General features: G+C 69.9%; 11 protein-coding genes. 2 read left to right on the top strand and 9 right to left on the bottom strand.

All coding sequences use genetic code 11. The features are described from left to right. The 5 genes from WA805_RS07345 to WA805_RS07325 all read right to left on the bottom strand — a co-directional run. A partial coding sequence (locus WA805_RS07345) for an ABC transporter ATP-binding protein (protein ID WP_425239424.1) occupies positions 1-785 on the bottom strand: 785 nt, incomplete at its 3' end. After that, entirely contained in the window at positions 766-1,911 is a 1,146-nt protein-coding gene (locus WA805_RS07340; protein ID WP_422273357.1) for a branched-chain amino acid ABC transporter permease, read from the bottom strand. The genes WA805_RS07345 and WA805_RS07340, both read right to left, overlap by 20 nt. 18 nt (positions 1,912-1,929) lie before the next feature. Then, entirely contained in the window at positions 1,930-2,814 is an 885-nt protein-coding gene (locus tag WA805_RS07335) for a branched-chain amino acid ABC transporter permease (protein ID WP_422273355.1), read from the bottom strand. Further along, on the bottom strand, positions 2,811-3,497 hold the full coding sequence (locus tag WA805_RS07330) for an ATP-binding cassette domain-containing protein (RefSeq protein ID WP_422273353.1): 687 nt from the start codon (positions 3,495-3,497) through the stop codon (positions 2,811-2,813). The genes WA805_RS07335 and WA805_RS07330 overlap by 4 nt, the downstream gene beginning before the upstream one ends. Positions 3,498-3,500: 3 nt before the next feature. Beyond that, on the bottom strand, positions 3,501-4,781 hold the full coding sequence (locus tag WA805_RS07325) for an ABC transporter substrate-binding protein (protein WP_425240784.1): 1,281 nt from the start codon (positions 4,779-4,781) through the stop codon (positions 3,501-3,503). Between the two features lie 243 nt (positions 4,782-5,024). Here WA805_RS07325 and WA805_RS07320 point away from each other — a divergent pair, with 243 nt between their 5' ends. Then, on the top strand, positions 5,025-5,402 hold the full coding sequence (locus WA805_RS07320; RefSeq protein ID WP_425241955.1) for a ClpX C4-type zinc finger protein: 378 nt from the start codon (positions 5,025-5,027) through the stop codon (positions 5,400-5,402). Positions 5,403-5,429: 27 nt separating this feature from the next. Here WA805_RS07320 and WA805_RS07315 read toward each other — a convergent pair whose 3' ends face one another. Beyond that, positions 5,430-6,014, bottom strand: coding sequence for a hypothetical protein (locus WA805_RS07315; RefSeq protein WP_422273347.1), 585 nt, complete (start codon positions 6,012-6,014; stop codon positions 5,430-5,432). Positions 6,015-6,084: 70 nt separating this feature from the next. Then, a complete protein-coding gene (denD, locus tag WA805_RS07310; RefSeq protein WP_425241954.1) occupies positions 6,085-7,092 on the bottom strand; it encodes a D-erythronate dehydrogenase in 1,008 nt (335 codons plus the stop codon). A gap of 66 nt (positions 7,093-7,158) precedes the next feature. Between denD and WA805_RS07305 the strand changes: the two genes are divergently transcribed. Then, the gene (locus WA805_RS07305) at positions 7,159-7,530 is read left to right on the top strand and encodes an FKBP-type peptidyl-prolyl cis-trans isomerase (protein WP_422273363.1); all 372 of its coding nucleotides are present in this window, start codon (positions 7,159-7,161) and stop codon (positions 7,528-7,530) included. 28 nt (positions 7,531-7,558) lie between these two features. Here the strand turns inward: WA805_RS07305 and WA805_RS07300 are convergent, their stop codons facing one another. Together WA805_RS07300 and WA805_RS07295 are read right to left on the bottom strand one after the other, a co-directional pair. Continuing rightward, complete coding sequence (locus WA805_RS07300) at positions 7,559-8,377, bottom strand: SAM-dependent methyltransferase (protein ID WP_422273343.1); 819 nt, start codon at positions 8,375-8,377, stop codon at positions 7,559-7,561. Between the two features lie 94 nt (positions 8,378-8,471). Further along, positions 8,472-9,623, bottom strand: a 1,152-nt coding sequence (locus WA805_RS07295) for an Ig-like domain-containing protein (RefSeq protein WP_425241953.1), incomplete at its 5' end; no start/stop codon positions are given.

Raw genomic sequence — 9,623 nt, 5'->3', positions numbered from 1 at the left:
ACCGGCGAGGAGCGGAAGGTCTCGACGTCGCCCGAGTACGCCAGCCGCCCCTCCACCATGGCCCAGATGTGCTCGCTGACGGACGTGAGCATGTCGAGGTCGTGCTCGACGACGACGACCGCGCGATCCTTGCTGACGGCGGTGAGGGCATCGGCGAGCACGGTCCGCTGGGCGGCGGACAGGCCCGAGGCGGGCTCGTCGGCGAGGAGAACCTTAGGTTCGCTGACGAGCGCCCTGGCTAGCTCGGTCAGCCGCTGCGCCTCGAGGGTCATCCCGTCGACGAGCCGCGCGCCGAGGTCACTGATGCCGAGGCTCTCCAGGGCGGCCCAGGCCCGCTCCCTGGCCGCCGCCGCCTGGGGTCTCCACAGCGATCCGACTACCCACTGACCCGGGTCGCGCAGGCAGGCGGCGGCCACGTTATCGACCGCCGTCCGTCCGTGGGCGAGGCGAACCGTCTGCCACGTCCTGGCCACTCCAGAGCGGGCCCTGCGCATGGCGGACCATCCGGTCACGTCCTGCCCGTCGATCCGCACGCTGCCGGAATCGGCCCGGACGGAGCCCGCGAGCAGGTTGAACAGGGTCGACTTGCCGGCTCCGTTGAAGCCGCACAGGCCGTACAGGCCCCGGCGGGGAACCTCGAGGGACACCGAGTCGACCGCCACGACCCCGCCGTAGCTCTTCGTGACGTCGTAGCACGCCAGCACCACGGGAGCGCCGACGCCGAGCGTCCCCGGCGCCGTCCCTGAGCCGTCGGCCGCGGCTGCCTCAGGCGGCGTTTCTGGCACCGTTCCCGCCTCCTCCCGGCCGGAACCGTCCGGCGCTCCACGACCGGAGGGACTCGGCCCAGCGGTCCGTCCTGCGGCCGAGGAGCCGGGCCACCGCCCCCGCTACCCCGTCGGGCTCCACGAGGAGGATGACCAGCAGCGCGATTCCCTCGATGATGCCGATGTTCGTGCTGATGAACGACGTGCTCGTGGTCAGGTACTCGATGACGATGGCCCCGAGGATCGCGCCGACGACGCTCTTGCGCCCGGCCACGAACAGCATCAGGAGCAGCGTGATCTCGGCGGTCTCGCTGAGCACGTCGGGTGTGACCAGTCCCTGGGCGCTGACGAGGACCGCGCCGCCGACGGCGGCGAGGACCGACCCGAGGACGAACACCTCCAGGCGGCGCTGCCGGAGGCTTACCCCGATGGACTCGCCGAGCCGCTCGTCGGAGGCCATGGCCATGAGCTGGAGGCCGACCCCGGAACGTATCACCCGGAGCACGAGCCCTGCCGCGAGACCGAGCAACAGCACCGAGATGATCCCGGACCTGACGAGAGTCGACTCGTAGTCCGGCCCGTTCCAGAACGGCAGCACGCCGTCGATGCCGGAGAACGAGCCGAGCCAGCCGGAGTCCGTCGCCAGCTGGTAGACGAACAGCGGGAGGAGCAGGGTCGCAAGCGCGAGCGCCAGTCCTGGCGCCCTGGTCACGACCGCCCCCATCAGGAGCGAGGCCACCGCGGCGAGCGCGATCACGGCGAGCAGGCTCTCGAGCGAGCTGAAGCCGTACTTCGTCTCGAGGACGCCTGTCCCGTAGGCGCCGACGCCCATGAACACAGACTGGCTGAAGGCCAGCTGCCGGCTGTAGCCGAGTTGCAGGACCATCCCGACGGTCACCACCGCGTAGGCAACGCCGGTGGTCACCGTGAGGCCGAGATAGGAGCCGTTCATCGCGGCAAGGATGAGCCCGCCGAGGACGGTGATCACGACGGTGGCGGTGAGGGGGACGGGGTCATGGCGGCGTACCCGGTGCGCGGCCGCCCCCGGTGCCGCGGGCGGCCCGGCGGAGGAGGCAGCCGTGGCGGCCGGACCCGTCGCCGCCGACGAGTCGATCGTGCCGCGATCCGCCGCGGCCGGTTCTGACATGGCGGGTGCCTCCCTTCCCTACGCAGGCTCCGCGCCGAGCCCCAGGACTTCGGGCCGGAGGATGATGATGCCGAACAGGATGGCGTAGAGCAGGACGTCGTTGTAGGTGGTGCTGACATAGCCGCCGAGCATGGCCTCGGTGACGCCGATCGCCAGGCCGGCCAGCACGGCGCGGCCAGGTTTCCTGAACGCCGCGAACCCCGCGGCGACGACCCCGATCAGGCTGATCGTGGGGCCGCTCAGGTAGGTGAACCCGGTGAGCGGGGACTCGACGACGCCGAAGAGGGCGGCGAGCGCCGCTGTCATGATGAAGATCCGCCGCCGGAACATGGCGCTGTCGATGCCGACGATCCGCGAGCCGAGGACGCTCTCGCCGCAGGCGCTCGCCGCCCGCCCGGACACCGTGAAGCGCAGGTAGGCCCACAGGATGAGCCCGCTCACGATGGCGAGCGCGATCACCAGGACGCCGGCGCGCTGCACATGGACGTCGCCGATGGCGAGGGCCGGCCCCGGCCAGATCGCCGGCGCGCTGTAGACGTCCGTCCCGAAGACCGCCCTGGCCGCCCCCTCGAGTATCAGGGAGAGCCCGAACGTGTAGAAGAAGACGCCCACGATGCCGTGCGCGCCCAAGCCGCGGTCGAAGGCGATGTGCAGCACGACCCGGTCGAAGATCCAGGCGATGAGCCCGACGGCCGCCAGGACGACCACGACGCCGGCGGCGAACGGCAGGTGATCGGTCTGCACCAGCCGCGCGGTGCCGATGGCCCCGAGCATGGCGAAGTCGCCCACCGCCAGGTTCAGCACGTTGCACACCCGGAACCACACCGCCAGGCAGGCACCGAAGATCCCGTAGATGGCCCCGGACGTGAGACCCGCGGCGAGGAGGTTGAGGAACTCGCTCACGGCGATGTGACCTCCGGCCCCCCCACGAGGCCCTTGTACATGCGCACGACCCGGTCGGCGACCAGGATGGCGTGCGCCGGGTTCTCCTCGACGAGCAGGATGGTCATGTCGGTCGCGGTCATCTCGCCGAGCCAGTCGTAGACCCGGCGGGCCACGGCCTCGGCGAGGCCGAGGCAGGGCTCGTCGAGCAGCAGGATCCGCGGCGCGGCCGCCATCGCCCTGGCGAGGGCGACCATCTGCTGCTGGCCGCCCGACAGCGTGCCCGCCTTCTGCTCGAGCAGCCGCCCTAGCTCGGGGAACATGTCGATGACCCCGGAGACGTCGTCCCACGCCTGGCTGGCGCGGAGCCGCCGGGTCCGGCTGTAGCTGCCGAGCATGATGTTGTCCCGCGTCGTCAGCTCGGGGTAGAGGTGGCGCCGCTCGGGGACGAGGACCAGGCCGGCCAGGACCGCGGCCCTGGGGTTGCCGACCGGGAGCGCCTCACCGAACACCCGGACCGTGCCGCCGCGGCGGACGAGGCCGGCGACGGCGGTGACCAGGCTCGACTTCCCGTGACCGTTGGGGCCGATGACGGCGACGCACTCGCCGGCGCGGACGGAGAACGTCACCGACTCGACGGCCACGAACTTGCCGTAGCTGACGGAAACGCTGTCGACCTCCAGGGCCGCGCCGCCTGGCGGCACCCGTCAGTTCCCCACGTGCGGCAGGACGTTGAAGGACCCGTCGGCGCCCACGGTCACCACTGCCGAGTAGATCTGGGTGATGTTCGCGTAGTTGGACGGCGACCGCTGCCAGTAGTAGGCCTGGATACCGCCGGTGACCAGCGCCTGATGCGCGAGGGCGTTCTTCACGGCATCAGGCGAGGTCGACTTGGCCGACTCGATGGCGGCGGTCAGCTCCCTGCCGGTGTCCCAGCCCTCGCCGCCCTCGGAGATGTCGTTGGCCGAGCCAAGGCCGGCCGCCTTCATGGCCGCGATGTACGCCCTGGTGTCCGCCAGCGCGGGCGCGCTCGTCGAGTTGGACGGGATGGCGCTCAGCACGTTCTCCGGCGTGCCGATCATGTAGACGTCCTGCATGGCCGTCGCGCCGCCCACGGCGTTGACGAACGTCGACGTGGCGCATCCGGAGCACTCGCTGATCGGGATGGTCGGGTTCTGCGCCCGGACCGCCTTGATGAACGTGATCGTATCGGGACCTGGGATCAGCCCGAGGACGATGATCTGCGGGTTGGCTTTCAGCAGGTTGAGGACCTGCGGCGTGTCATCCGTCGCTCCCGGGTTGGTGATCTGCGAGGCCACGACGCTGTACCCGTTCTGGCTCGCGAGGCTCTGCACGTACTGCGTGTTGCCGAGACCGCCGGGGGCGTTGTCCTCGATGACCGCCACGCGCGTGTAATGCCGGGGGACGATGAGCTGGGTGACGGTGGCCAGGTCATCGGCGAAGAAGACGTTGCCGATCCCGGGGAACGCGTAGGAGGTCAGGTTGGCGGCGCTGATGCCCTGCCCCGCCCAGCCCGACTGCCAGCCGAGCGTGACCTCCTTCAGCTGGTTGGCGATCGGCACCGCGGCGCTGGCGGTCGCCGTCTCCTCAGGGCCGAAGATGAAGTTCGCGTGGACCTGGGTCACGCACTTGCGGACGAGAGCCGCGGCCGTGGCCGGGTCGGAGGCGTCGTTCTCCTGCACGAGGGTGATCTTGTGGCCGAGCACGCCGCCGGCCTTGTTGACCATGGCCGCCCAGGCGGTCGCCCCGAGCTCGTCGTTGTCACCGAGCTGGGCGAAGGGGCCTGACGTCGCGGCGATCTCGCAGACGGTCAGGGGAGTGCCGGACGCGGCGGACGCGGCGCTGCTGCCGCCGCCCGAACTGCACCCGGCCGCCAGGCCGGCGGCGAGGACCGCGCCGGCCGCGGCGCTACCCAGGACTCTTAGCCGGCGGGAAAGATGTGTGGAAGTGACCCGGGTATCGTCCATCAAAGCCCCCTATGGCTTCGTTCAGGACTGCCGTCCGACATGCACCAGCAATGCAAGATGTATACCGAACGCTTAATAAAGCGTCAACACCGTGACGAGGTCGGAAATTGTGATGCATGTGGTCTGTGTGAAAGGAGAGGCGGGAGCTAACGTCGCGGCAACAGGTACGTCCGGGCGGCACCAGGCCGGTAGCCCGTCAGGGAAGCCTTGACGCGGCATGGCCGTCAGGAATACCTTGACGCCATGACTGGATCTCAGAGCTCGACGGCGGACGCCAGCCGGGTGGACAGCGTGTGCTGCTCGTTCTGCCTCAAGGACAAAGACTCAGTTGCCAAGCTGGTCGCGGGGCTCGGCGTCTACATCTGCAACGAATGCGTGGAGCTGTGCAGCCTCATCATCGCTGAGGATCCGGCGCCCCGGGTCGGCGGCTGGGACGAGCAGCCCGACGACGCGCTGCTCGCGAACCTGGGGCGGCTCCAGGCGGTGGTGTCCCAGGTCGACGCCGCCCTGCACAACCACGTCGGCATGCTGCGCGACCGGGGTGTCAGCTGGACTCGCGTCGGCGAGGCGCTCGGCGTGTCGAAGCAGGCGGCGTGGGAGCGGTTCTCCGGGGAGGACTGACCGCGGACTGGCCGGCGCCGGCCCGCTTCAGGAGGGCGGCGGCTCGCCGTCCTCGCGCTCGGCGGCTTCGTGGTTCTGCCCGCTGATCATGGCGGTGACTTCCCGCGTCAGGCCAATCGACGGGCCGCCGATCAGCTCCCACGCCCGGGCGATCCCGATCAGGAAGCAGACGATCACCAGGACCGCGATCTGGTTCACGTTGCCGGAGCCGGCTGGCTGGGCGATGATCTGCACCCCCGTGATCATCTGGACGACGAACACGACCACCAGCCCGAGCAGGAACGCCGCGTCGCGCGCCGTGGCCCAGCGGGCGTGGCGCACGCGCCACAGTGACAGCAGCGCGGCCGCCACGAACATGAGGCCGAGGAACCCGACGATCACCGCGGTCAACCCGATCTTCCGGCCGGGAATCAGTGCGAACAGCGAGATGACGAGCGCGTTGAGGAAGGCGGTCAGCGCCGCGGACGCGCGTACGCGGTGCAGCTGGGCCTCGTGGCCCTGCCGCGCCAGCCGCGGCGCGGAGACCGAGATCGCGACGAACAGCAGTCCGATCAGCGCGCCGGCGACCCCGCCGCCCGCCAGGAAGAAGTCATGGATCTCCTCAGGTACCACCCGACGATCTTCCCAGCCCCCGCCCGTCTCGGCCAGCAACCCCGAAGATCTCGCCAGGGCGGGACCTGAGTCACCACGAGTCCGTTCGGGATAACTGAATTTTCGACTCCGCGATGTAGCGGTTGATGATGGAGTCGACGTCCGGATCCGGGGTCAGCCCGAGCCGGGCGGCGCGGTCCGCCTGCACGCGGGCGGGCCAGCCGAGCACGATCTTGGCGACCACCGGGTCTTCGACCCAGTCGATGAGGGCGCTGACCTCGGGGCCGGCGATCCGTTCCAGGGCGGCGGCCATCTCGGCGGCGGTCGTCGTGAGGCACGGCATGGTGACGGCCGTGTTGTCACCCCACTCCTCGTCGGTGGCGGTGGCCGCGCGGATCAGCGCGGCGACGGCCTTGGCGGGGGAGGCGAGCGCGGCCTCCGTCTCCGGCGGGACAGGGACGACCGAGCGGACTCCCGCCAGCGGTTCCCTGATGATGCCGGACAGGAAGCTGGACGCGGCCGTGTTGGGGCGGCCGGCGCGGACCGAGACCGTCGCCAGCCTCATCGCGCGGCCGTGCAGGAAGCCCTTGCGGGTGTAGTCGGCGAGCAGCAGCTCGAGCATCGCCTTCTGCGTGCCGTAGCTGGTCTGCGGGTTGGGCGGCGTCTGATCCACGATCACCGGCGGCATCGGGTGCTCCGCGGAGCCGCCGAACACCGCGTACGAGCTGGTGAACACCACCACCGGCGCGGTGCCGAGCGTCCGGCAGGCCGCCAGCACCACCTCGGTGCCGCGCAGGTTCGCGCTCAGGCCCAGGTCGAAGTCGGCCTCGGACTCGCCGCTGACCGCGGCGGCCAGGTGGAAGATCACGTCGGCCCCGGCGAGCATCTCCGGGGTCACTTCGGTGATCTCGCTGCGGATCGCCGTCACCCGGTCGTCGGCGGCCAGGTCGTCAGGGACCGGAACCCGGTCGATAAGCGTCACCGTGGACAGCGGCTGCGGCGGCGCGCCCGCCGCGCTCAGCTCGCCCGCTTTCAGCAGTTCCCGAGCCAGCCGCGCCCCGACGAACCCGGCGCCGCCGGTCACCACAATCCGCACCATGGCACCTCCGCGGTCGAGCCTAGCCATAAGGTGGGTGAGTCGCGTAGCCAGATGAGGGAGAGCGATATGCACGCAGGCAAGCCGGAGGTCGACTTCCCCGGGGGCGAGCCGCCCGCGAAGCTGGAGATCACCGACATCTGGGAGGGCGAGGGCAAGGTCGCAAGCGCCGGCGACACCGTCCAGGTGCACTACGTCGGGGTCGCCTACTCAACCGGCGAGGAGTTCGACGCGAGCTGGAATCGCGGCGAGCCGCTAAGCTTCCGGCTGGGCGCCGGGCAGGTCATCGCGGGCTGGGACCAGGGCATCCAGGGAATGAAGGTCGGTGGCCGACGGCAGCTGATCATCCCGCCCGACCTGGCCTACGGCAACCGCGGCGCCGGGAACAGGATCAAGCCGGGCGAGACGCTCATCTTCGTCTGCGACCTCGTGTCCGCCTAGAGTCGCGGGGGTCGCGCCGCAGGATCGCCTAGGCGGTCTTGCGCGCGACCCCGGACCACAATGTGTCCGTGGCGGAGGCCTCCAACTCGGATCGCGGACGCCATTGCGACACCTGAACGAGCCCGGGTTCCACCAGGTCCAGCCCGGTGAAGAAGCGCGCGACCTCCTCGCGGTTTCGCAGCGTGATTTTCTCGCTGGACCGCTCGTTGTAAGCGCGGGCGAACGCCGCGAGTTCCTCGGGGAAGATGTCGCTCGCCACTTGCGAAAGAACCAGGAAACTTCCCGGCGGAACGGCATCCATCAGGGAATTAACGATTTCGTAAGGATGGTCGTCGTCGGAAACGAACTGCACTATCGCGAGGAGCATGACGGCGATCGGCTGGGTGAAGTCCAGCGTACGCGCGGCCTCGGCGAGGATCGTTCCCGGATCGCGCAGGTCGGCCTCGATGTAGTTGGTCACGCCCGGTGCGCTGCTGGTCAGCAGCGCCTGGGCGTGCAGCATGACCACCGGGTCGTTGTCCACGTAGACGACGTGGGACTCGGCCGCGGTCTTCTGCGCGACCTCATGTGTGTTGTTCGCCGACGGCAGCCCGGTCCCGATGTCGAGGAACTGCCTGATGCCCTTATCCCCGGCCAGGTACTCGACCGTGCGGGCCAGGAACGCGCGGTTGGCGCGGACCGAGGAGATCGTGGAGGGAAAGGCCTCCAGGCCCGCCGCCGCCGCCGCCCGGTCGGCCGGGTAGTTGTCCTTGCCGCCCAGCCAGACGTCATAAATGCGAGCGGGGTGCGCTACGGCGGTATTCAGCCGACGAAGCAATTCCTCGCCGTTGGACGACTCGCCGGTCATGAATCTCCTCAGCGTCTTGATTTCCGGCCGTTCGAAACACCCAGCAGCATATACCGCCCGCATTGCCCGATAGGCTCCCGGTGCGGGCCCGGGGCTAGACGCTGTTGTTCGCCGCGGCGGTCTGCAGCGGCGCCTTCGCCGTGTCCGGCGGCAGCGTCGCCGGGTTGACGAACGTGCTGCCGCCGGGCCCGGCTTCCACCGCCTCGTGCAGCGCGCTGCCCTTCAGGTACTGCGACCAGGACAGGAACCACATCGTCCAGCCGTTGTCCCAGGTGCCGCCCCGCGGGCTGCCGCCGATCGTGATCGGGTCGCCGGGCACCGCGAGGTTGTAATAGGTCTCGGCGTTGGCGGGGGCCAGGTTCACGCAGCCGTGGCTCACGTTCTCAAAGCCCTGCTCACCGACCGACCAGTAGGCGTCGTGGTAGTAGTCGCCGCTGAACGTGAACCGCACCGACCACGGCACCGACAGGTCGTACCCGGGGCCTTTCATCTCGACCGGGTTCGCCTTCTCGATCGTCAGGTAGCTGCCGTCTGGGGTGTCGTCGCCCGGCTTGCCCGAGCTGATCGGCCAGTCATACGCGAGCTTGCCGTCGACGTAGATCTTCGTCCGGTGCGCCCGGGTGCTCGCGACCGCGATCACCGACTGGCCGATGCCGAACGTCTGGGTCAGCGTGTGGTGCCCGTAGACGCCTGGCGCGCCCTCGACCCCGTTGAGGTGCCCGGTGAAGCTCACTGTCGTCCCGGCCGGCCAGTAGTCGCGGGGCCGGAAGTAGGCGCAGGTGGCGGCCATGTTGCAGGGATAGTCCCAGTACCAGGAGCCGATCACCGGCTTCGAGGTGCTGACCTGCAGCGCGCGCTCGACCGCGGCCCTGTTCGTGATCCGCTGGCTGAAGTACAAGATGATCGGCATCCCGACGCCGTAGCTCTGGCCAGCTCCCTCGAGGATCTCGGTGGTGAACGTCGAGGCCGGCGTCAATGTGCGGAACGCGGCTGTCTTCGTCACCGTGCTCCCGTTGCTCGCGGCGGCGGTCACGGTCACCGAGTAGGACTGCGACACGTCGAGCGCCCACGTGCTGTGCCAGCTCGTGTTCCCGGCCGAGTAGCCGCCAGTGACGGGATCGCCCGCGGTGTGCACGCTGACGTTCTTGAGCGTGCCGCCCGACGCGGTGACCGTGATGCCCTTCGACGGGTCGGCGCCGCGGCTGCCGTTGCCCGGCGTGATCGTCACGGCGGGCCCGGCCGGCGT

It is taken from the genome of Trebonia sp., assembly GCF_049794275.1.
In the GTDB taxonomy this organism is placed as follows: Bacteria; Actinomycetota; Actinomycetes; order Streptosporangiales; family Streptosporangiaceae; genus Trebonia.
This window is presented reverse-complemented; position numbering and strand designations above follow the sequence as displayed.